Here is a 16,863-nt window from a genome sequence, read left to right as displayed (position 1 = left end):
CAGGCGTCTTGCACCCGTCCAACATCGTGACTGAGGAGCAACCGAAGTGACTTTCGTCGCGCGTCATGCGCTGTGGTCGGATGAGCAGAAGGACGCCGCAGCGCGCCTGCGCCGCATCGTCGAGGAAAAGAACCTCGAGGTCATCCGCCTCGCCTTCCCGGACCAGCACGGCATTTTGCGCGGCAAGACCATCATCGCCGCCGAAGCGATCGCCTCGCTGGAGAGCGGCTGCTCCATCACCACGACCATGCTCGCCAAGGATACCTCGCACCGCACGGTGTTTCCGGTGTTCACTTCAGGCGGCGGGTTCGGGATGAAGGAGATGGAGGGCGCGGCCGACGTGTTGATGGTCGCCGACCCAACCACGTTCCGCGTGCTACCATGGGCGCCCGCGACGGGCTGGGTGCTCTGCGATCTCCATTTTGGCGACGGCCGTCCCGTGCCGTTCGCGACCCGCGGCCTCTACCGCAAGGTGCTCGATGATCTCAGCGGCCGGGGCCACGATTTCGTCGCCGGCCTCGAGGTTGAATTCCACATTTTCAAGCTCGACGACGCGCATATGCGGCCCGAGGATGCCGGCCAGCCCGGCACGCCGCCCTCGGTGAGCCTGCTCAGCCACGGCTATCAATACCTCACCGAGCAGCGCTTCGATCAGATGGAGCCGGTGCTGGAGATCCTGCGCCGCGATATCGTCGCGCTCGGACTGCCCTTGCGCTCGGTCGAGGTCGAGTTCGGGCCGAGCCAGTGCGAATTCACCTTCGCGCCGAAGAAGGGGCTGGAGCCCGCCGACAACATGGTGCTGTTCCGCTCTGCCGTGAAGCAGATCGCGCGCCGCCACGGCTATCACGCCACCTTCATGTGCCGGCCGAAACTGCCGAATGTGTTCGCGAGCGGCTGGCACTTGCACCAGTCGATCGTCTCGCGCGCGAGCGGCGAGAATCAGTTCATGACGAAAGAGGGCAGCGAGCCGCTCAGCGCGTTCGGCAAGGCGTATCTCGCCGGCCTGCTCGACCACGCCCGCGCCTCGACCGTGTTCACCACCCCGACCATCAACGGCTACAAGCGCTACCGCTCCTATTCGCTGGCGCCGGACCGCGCGATCTGGGGCCGCGACAATCGCGGCGTGATGATCCGCGTACTCGGCGGCGCCAATGATGCCGCAACGCGCCTGGAGAACCGCATCGGCGAGCCCGCCGCCAATCCCTATCTCTATATGGCCTCCCAGATTCTGTCGGGCCTCGACGGCGTCGACCGCAAGCTCGACCCCGGTCCGTCCGCCGACACGCCCTACGAGACCAAGGCGCCGCCGTTGCCGAAGTCGCTGCGCGATGCGGTCGCCGCGCTGAAGGACGATCCGTTCTTCCGCGAGAAGTTCGGGCCTGAGTTCGTCGACTACTACACCCACATCAAGAATGCCGAGATCGACCGCTTCCTGTCAGAGGTGACCGATTGGGAGCACCGCGAATATTTCGAGGTGTTTTGATGGAGATACGTCTCACGCCCGCGTGAGGCGACTTCGTCCGGTCTGTTCCGACGACATCGCGGCGCTCGCCGACGAAGCCATTTTCCTCCCTCCGCGAAAACCGCCGGAAAGACACGGGGTTTAGACTTTACCCAGATGATCAACAGCGGAGTTCGGTCATGTGGGGTCAATTGTTCAGTCTGATCTATCGCTTGTCCTGCCGGACCACCCTGATCGAAATCGGCACGCATCATTTGTCGCGTTAGTCGCTGACGAGTGCGATTTGGGTAAGACATATTGACCCGATAACGGGGTCCGTATGCGCACCGGTCGCGACCTCTCCGGGCGCCACAACCCGCACTCAGTCCACTGCAAGCACGAGCGAAACGGCGAAGCCAAAGCGCCGCCAGCCGTCTACCGAAGCCCGCGTGATCCGGGAACTGCACCGGCATGGGATTTATTGGTAAAGCGCAGCGCTCATCCCGATCACCTCAGGGAGAAGTCTGGCGACGATGGGTCGCCCGGTACCAATACCGATCGCACCCGATAGATTCCGCGGTATGGGTCCTGGCTTTCGCCAGGACGACACCGAGTAAGCGGCCAGCGTCCTGCCTCTCACCTCAACGCGTCGCTAAATTCCCAGATATTTGTGCTGGAGGTCCGGCTCCGCCATCAGCGCGACGGACGTGCCGCTCCACACCGTCTTGCCGCGCTCGATGATGTAGTGGCGGTCGCAGATGCGGGCGAGGTGGTCGACGTTCTTGTCGACGACCAGGATCGACTGGCCCCGGCTCTTGAGCAGCGACAGGCAGTTCCAGATCTCTTCGCGGATCAGCGGGGCGAGGCCTTCGGTCGCTTCATCCAGGATCAGCAGCTTTGGGTTGGTCATCAGGGCACGGCCGATCGCGAGCATCTGCTGCTCGCCGCCGGAGAGCTGGTTGCCCATGTTGGAGGCACGCTCGGCGAGGCGCGGAAACATCACGTAGATCGCAGCGAGCGTCCACGGATTACTGCTGCCGAACCGATCGGCGGCGGCCGCGACCAGATTTTCGCGCACGGTGAGGTTCGGGAAGATCTGGCGTCCCTCGGGGACGAGGCCGACGCCAAGCTTGGCGATGCGGTAGGACGGCAGCTGCCGTACTTCTGCGCCGGCGAAGCGGATCGTACCGGCGCGCGCCGGCGTCAGGCCCATGATGGAGCGGATGGTGGTGGTCTTGCCCATGCCGTTGCGGCCCATCAGCGAGACCATCTCGCCCGGCTTGATCGATAGCGACAGGCCGAACAGCACCTGGGAGAGGCCGTAGCAGGTCTCGATGCCGTCGACGTCGAGCAGCGTATCAGCCATCACCTTTTCAGCCATGGTGCGTCACCACGTGCTGGTCGCCGAGATAGGCGCGCCTGACGTCGTCGTTGGCGCGGATCGCGGCCGGATCGCCCGAGGCGATGACGCGGCCATAGACCAGCACCGAGATGCGGTCGGCGAGCGCGAACACCGCCGGCATGTCGTGCTCGACCAGCACGATCGAGACCTCCTTGCGCAGCTCCTGGAGCAGTTTCACCATGCGCTGGGACTCGGTGACGCCGAGGCCCGCCATCGGCTCGTCGAGCAGCAGCAATTTCGGCTTGCTCGCGAGCGCGACCGCAAGCTCGAGTTCGCGCCGCTCGCCATGGCTGAGCCTGGACACCACGACTTCGGCGCGGTGCAACAGGCCGACGCGGTCGAGGGCGGCGTGCGCGGCATCGCGCAAACCCTTTTCCTTGCGGGCGTTGGCGAAGAAGCGGAACGAGTGGCCTGCATGCGCCTGCGCCGCCAGCGCGACATTGTCGGCGGCGGTGAAGTCGAGCAGCAGCGAGGTGATCTGGAACGAACGGGCGAGCCCCAGCGCACAGCGGCGATAGGCCGGCAGATAGGTGATGTCGCGCCCCGCCAGCGAGACGCTGCCGGAATGCGGTTCGAGGTGTCCGGTGAGCTGGCTGATCAGCGTGGTCTTGCCGGCACCGTTCGGGCCGATGATGGCGTGCAGCTCGCCGGCCGCGACATCAAGGGAGACGTTGTCCGTCGCAACGATGCCGCCGAAGCGGCGCACCAGTTTTTCGACGCGGAGCAGCGGTTCAGCCACGATTGAGCCTCCCGAGCAGGCCCATGATGCCGCCGCGGCCGAACAGCACGATCAGCAGCAATAGCGGACCCATGATCAGCGCCCAGTATTCGGTGATCTGCGACAAAAATTCTTCCAGCAGCAAAAACACCACCGCGCCCATCACCGGGCCGAACAGCGTGCCCATGCCCCCAAGGATCACCATCACCATGAGGTCGCCGGAGCGGGTCCAGTACATCACGGCCGGGCTGACGAAATCGGTGTTGTTGGCAAGCAGCGCGCCGGCAAGGCCGCACATCGTGCCTGAGATGACGAAGCAGACGAGCTGATAGCGTTTTGCCGGAAAGCCGATCGCCTGCATCCGCTGCTCGTTGGAGCGCAGGCCCTGCAAGACGAGGCCGAAGCGCGAATTGGCGATGCGCCAGATCAGGACGATCACGGCGAACAGGCAGGCGAGGCAGAGATAATAGAACTGCGTGCGGTTCGACAGGTTGATCAGGCCGGAGAAGTCGCTGCGCTTGTAGACGGTGAGACCGTCGTCGCCGCCGTAACGTGCGAGGCCCGAGGCGACGTAATAGGCCATCTGCGCGAAGGCCAGCGTGATCATGATGAAGTAGACGCCACGCGTGCGCAGCGAGAGCGCGCCGATCACCAGCGCGTAAGTCGCGGAAGCTGCGAGCGCGACCGGGAACTGGATGAAGCCGGAGCCGACGCCTTCCTGCGCGAGCATGCCGACCGCGTAGCCGCCGATGCCGAGATAGGCGGCGTGGCCGAAGCTCATCATGCCGCCAAACCCCATGATGAGGTTGAGGCTCGCGGCCGCCAGCGCCAGGATGACGATGCGGGTGAACAGCGTCAGGATGAAGATGTTGCCGGACAGTTGCGAATACAGCGGCAGCAGCACGAGGCCCGCCAGCATCAGGGCCGTGACGGCCTTGCTCACAGTGAAAGCCTTCATCGACGGTTGGCCGGAAACAGCCCCTCCGGCCGCACCACCAGCACGATCGCCATCAGCAGATAGATCAGCATGGACGACAGCGCGGGCGCGGCGGTGGAGGCCGCGGCGCCGCTCAGCACCTGCCGCAACAGGTTGGGCAGGAAGGCGCGGCCGAGCGTGTCGATCATGCCGACGAAGATCGCGGCCAGGAACGCGCCGCGGATCGAACCGATGCCGCCGATCACGATGATGACGAAGGCGAGGATCAGGATGTTCTCGCCCATGCCGATTTGCACGGTGAGGATCGGCGCCTGCATCAGGCCGGCGAGGCCGGCGAGCGCGGCGCCCAGGCCGAACACCAGCGTGTAGAGCAGCTTGATGTTGATGCCGAGCGCGCCGATCATCTCGCGGTTCGAGGCTCCGGCGCGGATCAGCATGCCGATGCGGGTGCGCATCACGCCGAGATAGAGCAGCAGCGCGACCAGCAGCGCCACCACGATGATGGCGAGACGGTAAGCGGGATAGTGGATGCCTGGCAGGATCGGCACCGGCACCGTGAGCCAGGCCGGCAGCGGCAGCGCAAGCCCGGCCGGGCCCCAGATCAGCCGCACGGCTTCATTGAAGAACAGGATCAGGCCGAAGGTCGCGAGCACGTGGTCGAGATGGTCGCGCCCGTAGAGATGCCGCAGCGCCGTCATCTCCAGCACGATGCCGAGCACCAAGGTCGCGCCGAGCGCCATCAGCGCACCGAGCAGGAAGCTGCCGGTCCAGGCCGCAAAGGTCGCGGCGAAATAGGCGCCCATCATGTAGAGTGAGCCGTGCGCGAGGTTGACGAGATCCATGATCCCGAACACCAGCGTCAGGCCGGCGGCGAGCAGGAACAGGAGCAGGCCGAACTGCAATCCGTTCAAGAATTGTTCGACGACGAGCAGCATCAAAACTCTTTCAGGCGCACGCGGTGTCGCGCCAAAGTTCGAACACGGTCGCCATCAGTGAAAGAGCTCCCCCTGCCTCTTCAAGGCGGAAAAATGGGTAATGGCAGTATCGTTCCGAGGCAAGAGCGATTCAACACCAGACATGCACTTTGTTGCATGCCGGTGCATGCGATCGAAATTGGCCTTGCGAATTGGCCTTGCAAGAAGGCTGCCGTGCAGGATGGGTCAACCTGCCGCACCCAAACGATCGCCCTCCCCCAGGCATGCCTGGAAGAGGGCGCGAAGGTCGACGGAAGCAGGAGAAGGCGTCTAGTGCGACGTCATCTGCCGGGGAAGATCATCCGGCTCGGCCAGCACGTTGTTGGCCGTCGAGGCTTCCAGCGCCGCCATCCGGAACAGATAGGCGAGCGTTGCCAATCCGGTGTCTTCCGCCATCTGCGCCAGCTCGAGCGCCATGTCGGACATGTAGCCGAGATTCTCGTCCTTGGTCTGCGCCATGATCTGGCTGTCCCGCATCATGTTCGACATCTCAGGCGCTCTTTCGTTGCGCGGCAGCAAGGCCGCAGAGGTTGGCACGGGCGACGGCGTCCAGACGCGGGCCGTCCTGTTGTACGATCGAATCCACGCCGATGCGATCATGCAGGGCATCGAGGGTCTCGCGGCGAATGTCGATGGTCGCCGCCATGGTCCAGGCGTTCTCCACCAGCGCGGGCAGACCAAGCGGCGTCACGACGAAGCCGGCCTCATGGAAGCGCGGCAGCCACCAGGTCTCCATGATCGCGCTGACCTGCGCGATTCCCTGATCGAGGCAGAACTCCTGCACCGCCGCCATCAGTTGCAGGTTGAGAGCGCCGTCGCGGCGATCGCGCACGACGAAGTAGCGCGACCATTCCCAGACCAGCGGATTCGCAGGGCAACCGCGAACCGATGCCAGATGCGGGAAGACCTCGCTCATCATCGAGGGTTTGGTGGTGGGGTAGAGCCGGTGACCGCCGACGACGCGCCGGCCTTCCAGCGCGAGCAGATAGACGGTGTCCTCGTCGTCGTAGGAATCAACCTCGCGGCAATCAGGCCGGCGCAGCGTCTCCCAGTGCCGCTCTTCGACGAAGATGTCGTGGCGCAGCCGGAAGTGCTGCTCGAGTACGTCTTCGTAAAGGTGGCGATTGACCGAAGAAATTGCGTGAATCATGAAAACCCCCATTCAGCCTGAATGAGGGACAGCCTCCGCGAAAAGAGGCAGGTTCGATATTGGGAAATTTCCCAGTACGTCGCTTAGGGATTGATGATCTTGTTGCGAATCGCCAGTGCAACCGCATGCGTACGGTTGACGGCACCGAGCTTGCGCGCGGCGGTTGCAAGATGCTCTTCGGCGGTACGCTGCGTGATGTGCAGGATCTCGCCGATTTCCCAGGCCGACTTGCCCTGCGAGGCCCAGGCGATCACCTCGCGCTCGCGCGGCGTAAGACGCGTCGAGAGATGCGGCGCCGGATCGAGCAGGCGGCGAATATGGTCGAAGCCATACATTGCCATCAGGTGCAACGCCGGCTTGCTGCGGGAATTGAGGTCGAGATGGACGCCGCCGAGCGACACCGCCGCCTCGTAGCCGGTGAGCCCGTGGATCGGCACGATGAAGCCGCGCGACATGCGAAAATCGGTGGCACGGTTCATCACCTCGGCCGCGTTCGGCTCGAGCTCGGCATTATAAGGCGCTTCCGCCCATTCGAACGGATTGACTGATTGCCGGCACAGCCGCACCACGGGGTCGACGCGGTCGTAATTGTTCTGCGTGTAGAGATTGAACCATCCCGCCGGCCAGCGCTTGGCGAGCACCATCTGCGCGAACCGCTGATCGGGATTCGGCAATCCCGTCACGATGATGGTCTCGAAGCCGAAGCGACCGAACGCCGCCTCAAGCGCACCCATGGCGTCCGGTACCTTCCGATAGGTTCCGAGGCCTTCGATGAAGTCGAGCGCTTCCCGGCCATAATCTACGGCGTCTACGGCGGACATCGGTGCGTTTCCTGAGCCTCGCCGTCGGTATAGCACGTATTTGGGAGCTGCCTCAATTCGCTGCTTCCGTAGTTTACCGGCCCTCGTCTGCACCGCAGATTTAATCTACTTGTGGAGGAAGTGACGTCAAGTTACACCTATGGCGTCTGAAGCGGGAAAATCACGATGGAAGACGAGGACATCGCCCTCAACAGCGTGCTCGGCCTGGAACTCAACCGCGTGTTTTTCGCCGTCCGCGAAACGGCAAACAAGCAGAAGATCATCGAGTACGCGCGCGAGGTGCTGCAGCGCGAACGCGCGGAGCGGCCCGGCAGCGCGTCGCCCGAGAGCCCGGCGAGCTAGAACGCAGTTACAGGTGTGGCGTACGTTCTGGGCGAGCGACGCCCCCCGTTCGAACGTGCCGATTTTGGCCGAAACTTTCTGACCGCGAAGTTAATCAGCAATTGTTGCCGGTGAGCGCGCTGCGCTCTCACTCTCCCTTGGAGGCGGAAAGCACCGCCCGCTCCGTCCACATCAACGCACACTTGCCGCTGGATGACATCACGGCTCTCGTGAGATGATCGCCACCACGATCCTCTTTGGGATGCCCACGAGATGATGACGCTGCGCCAGGTTGAAGTGATCCGTGCCGTGATGGTGACGGGTACCATCGGCGGCGCGGCGAAGCTGCTCAACGTGTCGGCGCCGGGGATCAGCCGGCTGGTCAAATACACCGAGCGCACGCTCGGCATCCGCTTCTTCCAGCGCCAGAACGGGCGCTATTTCCCGACGCCGGAAGCCGAGAACATCTTCGAGCAGATCAATGGCGTCTACAAGAAGGTCGACGACCTCTCCGAGCTCATCTCCAAGATCGGCCGCGGCGGCTTGTCGGAATTGCGCATCGGCTCGGTTCCGAGCATCTCCCAGGTGATGGTGCCGCGCGCGATCGAGCGCGTCCGGCGCCGCTATCCCGATCTCGGCATCGACATCAACATCCTCAAGCTCGAGGAGGCCATCGACTATCTCATGCTGGGCCGCGGCGAGTGCGTGGCGATGAGCTATCGGCTCGAGCATTCCGGGCTCGACTTCATGCCGCTCGCCTCGGGTGAGCTCTATTGCATCGTGCCGCCGGGTCACGAGCTTGCCGGCCGCAAGCAGGTCTCGGCCGCCGAGATCACCCGCTATCCGCTGATCGGCATCGATCCCAACGATCCCTACGGCCGGATCATGGCCGGGATCTTTGCGCGCCACCGGCTCGACTACAACATCACGATCCGCGCGCGCTTCGGCACCACGGTATGTGCGCTGGTGAAGGCGGGGCTCGGCATCGCCATCATCGACCAGTTCACGGTGGCCCACGGCGGCTATCCGGGAATCGAGCTGTTGAAGATCACCGAGCCGACGCGGTTCGAGACCTATATCGCGGTGAAGCGCGGCGCGCCGTTGTCGCTCCATGTCGAGTATTTCATCGAGTCCCTGCGCGCCGAGATGCGCACGGTCGAGCCGTCCCGCAGCGAAGGCAAGGCCGCCCCGGCACGCGGGCGGAAGAAATAACATTATGTTAGGTTTGCCCGATAAATGGGTAATTGTGTTAGGCAGGGGAAAGGCTATCGTCGCAACTGGAAGCCCCCTTGGAATTGTGCGGATTTCCCCGCTAATGGCCAGGACCCAACGCTCCCAACGAGACGATAGGCAATCATGTCCAAGCGCGGATACGCCGCCAGCAAGAAGCTTCTCACCGGCCTGATCGGGGCGCCGATCGCGCATTCCGCCTCCCCTGCCATGCACGAGCGGGCCGCCGAGGCGCTCGGCCTGCGCGGTCACTACCAGCTCATCGAGGTCGCCGGCGCCGATGCGGCCGGGCTCCGCATGATGCTCGAGGGCGTGCGGCGGCTCGGCTTCGCCGGCGTCAACGTGACTTACCCTTACAAGGAAGCAGTGGTCCCGCTGCTCGACGAGCTGGCGCCGGGCGCGGCCGCCATGGGCGCGGTCAACACCGTCGTCGCCAACAACGGCCGGCTGATCGGCCACAACACCGACACGACCGGGTTTGCGCGCGCGGTCGCGCCGCTGCTGGCACCGTCCGGAAATGCAGTCGCCGTGATCGGAACCGGCGGCGTCGGGAAGGCGATCGCCTTCGCGCTGGCGAGCCTGAAGGTCTCCGACCTCCGCATCTTCGACAGCGAGACGGCGCGCGCCGAAAAGCTCGCTTCATTGCTTGCCAGCCACGGCGGCGCCACGGTGGCGAAAAGCGTCGAGGACGCGCTCGATGGCGCAACCGGCCTCGTCAACGGCACGCCGGTCGGCATGCTGCCGAACCGGGGCATGCCGGTCCCGGCGGCCTTGCTGCACGAGAAAATGTGGGTCGCGGACGCCGTCTATTCGCCGCTGATCACGCCGCTGCTGGCAGCGGCACAAGCCAAGGGCGCGCGGATCATGACCGGGCGGGAGCTCGCGATCTACCAGGCCGCCGATGCCTTCGAACTGTTCACGGGCCTTGCCCCATCGACCGAGGTCATGGGAGAGGCATTCGACGAGGTGATGACGGCACGAAGCGCAGCCTACCACGCGGCGTAACCGAAGCGGCCGGACACAAGGCCGCGGAAGACATCAACGAAAAATGGGAGGAGTGACCATGAAATCGACCCTAGTGGCAGGCGCCTTGCTTGCCTTCGCGACTGCAACCAGCGTCCACGCGCAGGCGATCAAGCTCGCCGACGTCGCCGAACTCTCGGGCGGCGGCGCCACCGTCGGCACCAACTGGAAGAACGGCATCGACCTCGCGATCGAGGAGATCAACGCCAAGGGCGGCGTGCTCGGCCGCAAGCTGGAGGTCAGCCACGCCGATTCGCAGTCCAACCCCGGCGTTGCCCGCGCCCAGGTGCAGAAGGCGCTCGACGCCGAGCCCTATGTGCTGCTCGGGCCCGGCTATTCCGGTTCGGTCAAGGTGACGGCGCCGCTCGCGGCCGAAGCCGGCATCGCGCAGATCATGGGCGGCGAAGCCGCCGAGCTGACGCAAGCCGGCAACAAGTTCCTGTTCCGCACCTCGTTCGGCCAGCAATCGTCGATGCCGAAGGTCGCAAAGTACATCCACGACGACATGAAGGCGAAGACGGTCGCGGTGGTCTGGGTCAACAACGATTTCGGCCGCGGCGGTCGCGACGTCGTCGTCAAAGAGCTCGACCGGCTTGGCTCCAAGGTGGTCGCCGATCTCTCGACTGAAGCGGGACAAGCCGACTTCGCCGCCGACGTCGGCAAGATCAAGGCCGCCAATCCGGATGCGGTGTTCGTCTACCTGAATGAAGAAGAGAGCGCGCGTATCCTGAAAGAGCTGAAGCGCCAAGGCGTCACCGCGCCCCTGATGGGCGAGACCACGCTGATCGGCCAGAAGGTGATCGAGCTCGCCGGCGATGCCGCCAACGGTGCGCGCGGCCATGTCGGCCTCACCACGGACGCACCGGTCGACCTGATCAAGACGTTCCGCGACAAGTTCGCCAAGAAGTACAATTATGTGCCCGACCATAACGGCCTGAAGGGCTACCTCGCCGTCTACATGGTGAAAGCCACCACCGAGAAGATGGGCAAGGTCGACAGCAAGGCGTTCGCCGACACGCTGCACGGCCTGACCATCAAGGCCGCGGACGAGCCGGGCATCCTGATGGACGTCACCTTCAGCGAGACCGGCGACATCGACCGGCAGAGCTTTCTGGTCGAGGTGGTCGAAGGCAAGCAGGTGGTGAAGCAGGTGCTGCCGAAGGTGAAGTGAGGGACTGCCCCTCTCCCTCGCCCCGCTCTTCGGGGAGAGATCTTTCGTCGCCCTCTCCCCGCCCTTCGCGGGGAGAGGGCGGGGTGAGGGGCTGCTTCTGCAAGGACGGTGAGAGATGGGCTCGCGGACAGAGCCCCTCACCCCTCCCTCTCCCCGTAAGAACGGGGCGAGGGAGACGACAGAGCTGGGCGAGGGACACGAGAGGGGAAAATGTCCAATCTGTTCGATCTTCTGGTCGCAGGCCTTGCCACCGGTGCGATCTACGCGCTGGTCGCGGTCGGCTTCACGCTGCTGTGGCAGACCTCGCAGACCATCAACTTCGCGCAAGGCGAGTTCGTGATGCTGCCGGCGTTCCTGATGCTGGCGACGATGCATGCCGGCGCGCCGTTCTGGCTTGCGATCATCCTCGGCATCCTGCTCTCGATGATCCTGCTGGGCCTCGCCTTCAAGATGCTGCTGGTCGATCCGATGATGCGCCATGGCGTGCTGCCGCTGGCGATCGCGACGATGGCGCTCGCGATCGGCATCAAGGAGGCCGTGAAGCAGTTCTTCAGCGCGGAGGCCTCGCCCTTCCCCTCGATCGTGCCGACCGGTGACATCTCCATTCTCGGACATGCCGTATCGCTGCAAAGCATCGGCGTCCTCGTCCTCGCCATTCTTGCCGTCTTCGGCCTGACGAGCCTTCTCAACCGCACGTCGCTCGGTCACCAGATGCAGGCGGCGGCGCAGAACCCGACGGTGGCGCGCATCATCGGCGTGCCGGTCGAGCGCATGATCCTGCTGACGTTCCTGATCAACGCCTTCCTGGTCGCGCTGGCGTCGCTTTTGATCACGCCGATCTATCTCGCAAAATTCTCCTCCGGCGAGGTGCTGGGCCAAGCCGCCTTCATCGCCGCGATCGTCGGCGGCTTCAACCAGGTGCGCGGCGCCATCGCCGGCGGCCTCCTGATCGGCGTGCTCGACAATCTCGCCGCTGCCTATGTCTCGACGCAGTACCGCGCCGCCGTGCCGATGATCTTCCTGATCGCCGTCATCCTGTTTCGGCCGCAGGGCTTGCTCGGCCGCGCCGAGGAGCGCACCGTATGAGCGGCTTCGCCAAACCGTTGAAGATCGCGCTCGGCCTCATCGTCATTGCCGGCCTGATCATCGTCCCCATGAATTTCAACCGCTACGGCCTGTTCATCCTGAGCCAGTGGGCGGTGATGAGCATCGCCGCGATGGGGCTCAATTTGACGCTCGGCTATGCCGGCCAGGTCTCGCTGGCGCAGGGCGCCTTCGTCGGCATCGGCGCCTATGCGGCAGCGATCATGACCACCCAAGGCTGGCCGCTGCCGGCGGCGATCGTGGTCGCGATCGTCTTGAGCTTCGCGGTCGGCTGGGTGCTCGGCTATCCCGCGCTGCGCGTGCAGCACCATTACCTCGCCTTCGTCACCCTCGCCTTCTCCACCCTCGCCTTCCTGGTGTTCCGCAACGAAAGCTGGCTCACCGGCGGCATCTACGGCATCTCCAACATTCCGCGGCCGCACATCTTCGGCATCGCGACCAACAAGCCGCTGCCGTTCTACTATGTCTGCCTCGGCTCGCTTGCGATCGTGTCGCTCGCGGTGTGGTGGCTGATCCGCTCGCCCTGGGGCCGCGCCTTCATGGCATTGCGCGAAAATCCGCTGCGCGCGCAGTCGCTCGGCGTCGACACAAGGCGCTATACGCTGATGGCGTTCGCGATCGGCTCGGCGCTCGGTGGCATCGCCGGCGCGCTCTATGCGCCGCTGACGCAATATATCGATCCCGTGCCGTTCAACCTGTCACTCTCGCTCGACCTCTTGATGATGGTGATCGTCGGCGGTGCCGGCTTCTATTTCGGCCCCTTCCTCGGTGCGATGATCGCAGTGCTGTTGCCGGAATGGCTGCGCTTCACGGAAGGGTATTATCTGATGCTCTACGCCGTCGCGGTGATGCTGCTGTTGATCTGGTCGCCGACCGGCATTCTGGGAATTCTCGACCGCTATCTCGCCGAGCGCCGCACCAAGGCGGCCTCCGCGCTGCGCGCCGTCGCAAAGTCCCGACTGGAGACGGTGCAATGAGCGCGGTCCTGGAAGTCACCGGCATCAAGAAGAATTTCGGCGGCATCAGCGCCGTCGACGGCGTCTCATTCGACGTCCGCGAGGGCGAGATCCTCGGCCTGATCGGCCCGAACGGCTGCGGCAAGTCGACCCTGTTCAACTGCATCCTCGGCCAGCTCACACCATCAGGCGGCGAGGTCAAGCTCGACGGCAAGCTGGTCACGGGCCTGCGTCCCGCCGAGCTCAACAAGCTCGGGGTCAGCCGCACTTTCCAGCTCTTGCAGGTGTTCCCAAAGCTCTCGGTGCGCGAGAACCTGATCCTTGCGGGACAGGAGCACCAGGGCAGCATGGCCTCGCGCCTGGTCGGCCGCTCCGATGCCGGGCTGACTGAGGCCGCCAACCAGATGATCGGCTTCTTCAAGCTCGACCATCTCGCCGACGAGCCGGCCGGCGGGCTCTCCTATGGCCAGCAAAAACTGCTCGATGCCGCGATGGCCTTCATGGGCGGGCCACGCCTGGTCCTGCTCGACGAGCCCGCCGGCGGCGTCAACCCGTCGATGCTGTCAGACCTGAAGGATCGCCTGGTCGCAATCAACCGCGAGAAGAACGCCACCTTCGTGGTGATCGAGCACAACATGGAATTCGTGATGTCGCTGTGCTCGCGCGTGATGGTGATGGCGGAAGGCAAGGTGCTGGCGATGGGACGGCCGGACGAAGTGCGGAAAAATCCCGCCGTGATCGAAGCCTATCTCGGACATTAGGAAGCCATCATGAGCGACCCGATCCTCTCGGTTCACAATCTCGTCGGCGGCTACGGCAAGATGACGATCCTGAACGGCACCACCTTCGCCGTGCCGCAGGCCACCATCACCACCATCATCGGCCCCAACGGTGCCGGCAAGTCGACGGTGTTCAAGGCGATCTTCGGCCTGTTGAAGCTGCGCGAGGGCAAGATCAGCTTCGCCGGCCGTGACGTCACGAATTTGAGCCAGCGCGCGCTGCTCAATGCCGGCATCTGCTACGTGCCGCAGGGCCGCAACATTTTTCCGGAGCTCTCGGTACGCAGCAACATCGAGCTTGGCGGGGTCTCCGCCGGGAAAGGTATCGACCTGCCCGCACGGATCGAAGCCGCGCTCGACCTGTTTCCCGCGCTGCGCCGCAAGTCGGCGCAGCAGGCATCGACACTCTCCGGCGGCGAGCAGAAGCAACTCGAGATCGCGCGCTCGCTGCTGCTCGAGCCAAAGCTCGTGCTGATCGACGAGCCCTCGATCGGCCTGTCGCCGCTGATGGTGCAGCAGACTTTCGACATCCTGAAAGGCTTGCGCGACCGCGGCGTCACCATCCTGATGATCGAGCAGAACGCGCGCTCGGCGCTGGAGATTTCTGACATCGGCATCGTGCTCGAGCTCGGCCAGACCCGCATGGTCGACGGCGCGAAGCGCATTCTGAACGATCCGCGCATCGGCCAGCTCTTTCTCGGCGGCGCCATGGAGGACAACGCAGCATGAACAAGCGTTCGATCGCGACCGTCTCGCTCTCAGGCAGCCTGGACGAAAAGCTCCGCGCCATCGCATCAGCCGGGTTCGACTCGGTCGAGATCTTCGAGAACGACCTGCTGTCGTTCGGCTTGGGCCCGCGCGAGGTGGCGCAGCTGTGCAAGGACCTCAATCTCGAGATTTGCGCATTCCAGCCGTTCCGCGATTTCGAGGGCATGCCGGAGCCGCAGCGGACACGCAACTTTGCCCGCGCCGAGCGCAAGTTCGATCTGATGCAGGAGCTCGGCACCGACCTGCTGCTGATCTGCTCCAACGTCTCGCCCGCCTCGCTCGGCGGCATCGACCGCGCCGCGGACGATTTTCGCGAGCTCGGCGAGCGCGCGGCCAAGCACGGCTTGCGCGTCGGCTACGAGGCGCTGGCCTGGGGCCGCCATGTCAACGACTACCGCGACGCCTGGGAGATCGTGCGCCGCGCCGATCATTCCGCGATCGGCGTCATCCTCGACAGCTTTCACGCACTCGCGCCCGGCTTTCCGGTTCGCGCCATGGCCTCGATCCCCGGCGACAAGATCTTTCTGGTGCAACTCGCCGACGCGCCGAAGCTCGAGCTCGACATCCTCTCATGGAGCCGGCACTTCCGCTCCTTCCCCGGCCAGGGCGACCTCCCGGTCGGTGAATTCATGCAGGCCATCGCGGCGACCGGCTATGCCGGGCCGCTGTCGCTCGAAATCTTCAATGACCAGTTCCGCGCCGGCTCGTCCGCGCAGACCGCGGTCGACGGCCTGCGTTCGCTGATCCTGCTGGAGGACAAGCTCGCACCGGATTGGCCAAAACTTGTCAGCGAGCCTCTGGCGCCGAAGGCCAAGAGCCACGGCACCGGCTTCATCGAGTTTGCCGTCAACGAGACCAAGGCGGTCGACCTCGCGCGCCTGCTCGCGCAGCTCGGCTTCCGCAAGACCGGCAAGCATCGCAGCAAGGCCGTGGAGCGCTGGTCGCAAGGCAAGGTCGAGCTCGTGATCAATTGCGAGACCGACGGCTTTGCGCATTCGCACTACGTCACGCACGGCCCCGGCGTCTGCGCGATTGCGCTCGACGTCGACAATGCCGGTCTCGCCATGCAGCGCGCCGAAGCGCTGAAGACGCGCACCTTCTACCAGCCGGTCGGGCCGGGCGAGCTGGAGATTCCCGCGATCCATGGCGTCGGCGGCAGCCTGCTCTATTTCCTCGATCAGGCCGGCAAGAACTGGGATACCGATTTCGAGCCGGTCGCAAGTGACGCGAACGCCGACGCCCTGCTCGCCGTCGATCACATCGCGCAGTCGATGCCCTATGACGAGATGCTGTCCTGGCTGCTGTTCTACACCGGCATCCTCGACCTCATGCGGCTGCCGCAGATGGAAATCGCCGATCCCCGCGGCCTCGTGCAGAGTCAGGCCGTCATCAACGCCGACCAGAGCCTGCGCTTCGTGCTCAACGGCTCATCCGCCAACCGCACCCTGCCGGCGCGCTTCATCTCGGAATTCTTCGGCTCGGGCGTGCAGCACGTCGCGTTCTCCTGCCGGGACATTTTTGCGACGGTCGCCGCGATGCGCAAGCGCGGCGCGGATTTCCTGGATATCCCTGATAATTACTACGACGACATCGAAGCCAAATACGACCTCGCGCCCGACCTGATGGCGCAGCTGCGCGCCAACCACATCCTCTACGACCGCGAGGGCGACGGCGAGTTCTTCCAGGTCTACACCCACATCTTCGACGAGCGTTTCTTCTTCGAGATCGTGGAGCGAAGGGACTATCAGGGATTTGGCGCAGCCAATGCCGGGATCAGGCTCGCGGCGCAGGCCCGCGAGGTAAGGCCTGCGAGCATGCCGCGGGTGTAGGCTTTCTTACCCTCTCCCCTTGTGGGAGAGGGTGGCTCGCCGCGCAGCGGCGAGACGGGTGAGGGGTCTCTCTCCGCGAGGACATCTCTCACAATTGAATACGCGGATACATACCCCTCATCCGGCGCTTCGCGCCACCTTCTCCCACAAGGGGCCTGTTGCGTTATCGGCTCTTGAGGCTGAAGACGTCAGGAGAGAAGGCCTTGGTCCCGGTAATTTCCTGCCAAGATCTGTAGTTG

General features: G+C 64.4%; 17 protein-coding genes. 10 read left to right on the top strand and 7 right to left on the bottom strand.

Features of this window, described 5'->3' with window-relative positions; all coding sequences use genetic code 11:
• Positions 1-46: 46 nt before the first annotated feature.
• Positions 47-1,483 carry a glutamine synthetase family protein gene (locus OWC48_RS40590; RefSeq protein WP_282525037.1) on the top strand — a complete coding sequence of 479 codons (1,437 nt, stop codon included), beginning with the start codon at positions 47-49 and terminating at the stop codon, positions 1,481-1,483.
• A 610-nt stretch (positions 1,484-2,093) separates the two neighbouring features.
• On the opposite strand, the gene OWC48_RS40585 is transcribed toward OWC48_RS40590, so the two are convergent.
• The 7 genes from OWC48_RS40585 to OWC48_RS40555 all read right to left on the bottom strand — a co-directional run bounded on the left by OWC48_RS40585 (position 2,094) and on the right by OWC48_RS40555 (position 7,443).
• Positions 2,094-2,822: an ABC transporter ATP-binding protein gene (locus OWC48_RS40585; protein ID WP_282525036.1), complete on the bottom strand. Its 729-nt coding sequence runs from the start codon at positions 2,820-2,822 to the stop codon at positions 2,094-2,096.
• Positions 2,815-3,582 carry an ABC transporter ATP-binding protein gene (locus OWC48_RS40580; RefSeq protein WP_282525035.1) on the bottom strand — a complete coding sequence of 256 codons (768 nt, stop codon included), beginning with the start codon at positions 3,580-3,582 and terminating at the stop codon, positions 2,815-2,817. The genes OWC48_RS40585 and OWC48_RS40580 overlap by 8 nt, the downstream gene beginning before the upstream one ends.
• Positions 3,575-4,519 carry a branched-chain amino acid ABC transporter permease gene (locus OWC48_RS40575; RefSeq protein ID WP_282525034.1) on the bottom strand — a complete coding sequence of 315 codons (945 nt, stop codon included), beginning with the start codon at positions 4,517-4,519 and terminating at the stop codon, positions 3,575-3,577. Before OWC48_RS40575 ends, OWC48_RS40580 begins: the two co-directional genes overlap by 8 nt.
• Positions 4,516-5,433: a branched-chain amino acid ABC transporter permease gene (locus OWC48_RS40570; RefSeq protein ID WP_028148057.1), complete on the bottom strand. Its 918-nt coding sequence runs from the start codon at positions 5,431-5,433 to the stop codon at positions 4,516-4,518. Before OWC48_RS40570 ends, OWC48_RS40575 begins: the two co-directional genes overlap by 4 nt.
• Before the next feature lie 309 nt (positions 5,434-5,742).
• A complete protein-coding gene (locus tag OWC48_RS40565) occupies positions 5,743-5,961 on the bottom strand; it encodes a hypothetical protein (protein WP_282525033.1) in 219 nt (72 codons plus the stop codon).
• A gap of 1 nt (position 5,962) precedes the next feature.
• Positions 5,963-6,622, bottom strand: a complete 660-nt coding sequence (locus OWC48_RS40560) for an acyl-homoserine-lactone synthase (RefSeq protein ID WP_282525032.1) — start codon at positions 6,620-6,622, stop codon at positions 5,963-5,965.
• 83 nt (positions 6,623-6,705) lie between these two features.
• Positions 6,706-7,443, bottom strand: coding sequence for a LuxR family transcriptional regulator (locus tag OWC48_RS40555; RefSeq protein ID WP_282525031.1), 738 nt, complete (start codon positions 7,441-7,443; stop codon positions 6,706-6,708).
• 165 nt (positions 7,444-7,608) lie between these two features.
• Between OWC48_RS40555 and OWC48_RS40550 the strand changes: the two genes are divergently transcribed.
• From OWC48_RS40550 to OWC48_RS40510, 9 genes are all read left to right on the top strand, one after another.
• Entirely contained in the window at positions 7,609-7,785 is a 177-nt protein-coding gene (locus tag OWC48_RS40550; RefSeq protein ID WP_014491261.1) for a hypothetical protein, read from the top strand.
• A 252-nt stretch (positions 7,786-8,037) separates the two neighbouring features.
• On the top strand, positions 8,038-8,976 hold the full coding sequence (locus OWC48_RS40545; RefSeq protein ID WP_282525030.1) for a LysR family transcriptional regulator: 939 nt from the start codon (positions 8,038-8,040) through the stop codon (positions 8,974-8,976).
• 144 nt (positions 8,977-9,120) lie between these two features.
• Positions 9,121-9,999, top strand: coding sequence for a shikimate dehydrogenase (locus tag OWC48_RS40540; protein WP_282525029.1), 879 nt, complete (start codon positions 9,121-9,123; stop codon positions 9,997-9,999).
• Positions 10,000-10,057: 58 nt separating this feature from the next.
• The gene (locus OWC48_RS40535; RefSeq protein WP_282525028.1) at positions 10,058-11,188 is read left to right on the top strand and encodes an ABC transporter substrate-binding protein; all 1,131 of its coding nucleotides are present in this window, start codon (positions 10,058-10,060) and stop codon (positions 11,186-11,188) included.
• Between the two features lie 210 nt (positions 11,189-11,398).
• Positions 11,399-12,274 (top strand): branched-chain amino acid ABC transporter permease, encoded by an 876-nt coding sequence (locus tag OWC48_RS40530; RefSeq protein ID WP_014491257.1) that lies wholly within the window; start codon positions 11,399-11,401, stop codon positions 12,272-12,274.
• Entirely contained in the window at positions 12,271-13,269 is a 999-nt protein-coding gene (locus OWC48_RS40525; RefSeq protein WP_282525027.1) for a branched-chain amino acid ABC transporter permease, read from the top strand. The genes OWC48_RS40530 and OWC48_RS40525 overlap by 4 nt, the downstream gene beginning before the upstream one ends.
• The gene (locus tag OWC48_RS40520; RefSeq protein ID WP_282525026.1) at positions 13,266-14,009 is read left to right on the top strand and encodes an ABC transporter ATP-binding protein; all 744 of its coding nucleotides are present in this window, start codon (positions 13,266-13,268) and stop codon (positions 14,007-14,009) included. The genes OWC48_RS40525 and OWC48_RS40520 overlap by 4 nt, the downstream gene beginning before the upstream one ends.
• A 9-nt stretch (positions 14,010-14,018) precedes the next feature.
• Positions 14,019-14,756 carry an ABC transporter ATP-binding protein gene (locus OWC48_RS40515; RefSeq protein WP_028148065.1) on the top strand — a complete coding sequence of 246 codons (738 nt, stop codon included), beginning with the start codon at positions 14,019-14,021 and terminating at the stop codon, positions 14,754-14,756.
• Positions 14,753-16,624: a bifunctional sugar phosphate isomerase/epimerase/4-hydroxyphenylpyruvate dioxygenase family protein gene (locus tag OWC48_RS40510; protein WP_282525025.1), complete on the top strand. Its 1,872-nt coding sequence runs from the start codon at positions 14,753-14,755 to the stop codon at positions 16,622-16,624. Before OWC48_RS40515 ends, OWC48_RS40510 begins: the two co-directional genes overlap by 4 nt.
• Positions 16,625-16,863: the final 239 nt, after the last annotated feature.

Source organism: Bradyrhizobium sp. Arg816 (assembly GCF_029989365.1).
Classification (GTDB): domain Bacteria; phylum Pseudomonadota; class Alphaproteobacteria; order Rhizobiales; family Xanthobacteraceae; genus Bradyrhizobium.
The sequence above is the reverse complement of the archived record's forward strand: the minus strand, read 5'-3'. Positions and strand labels throughout refer to the sequence as shown.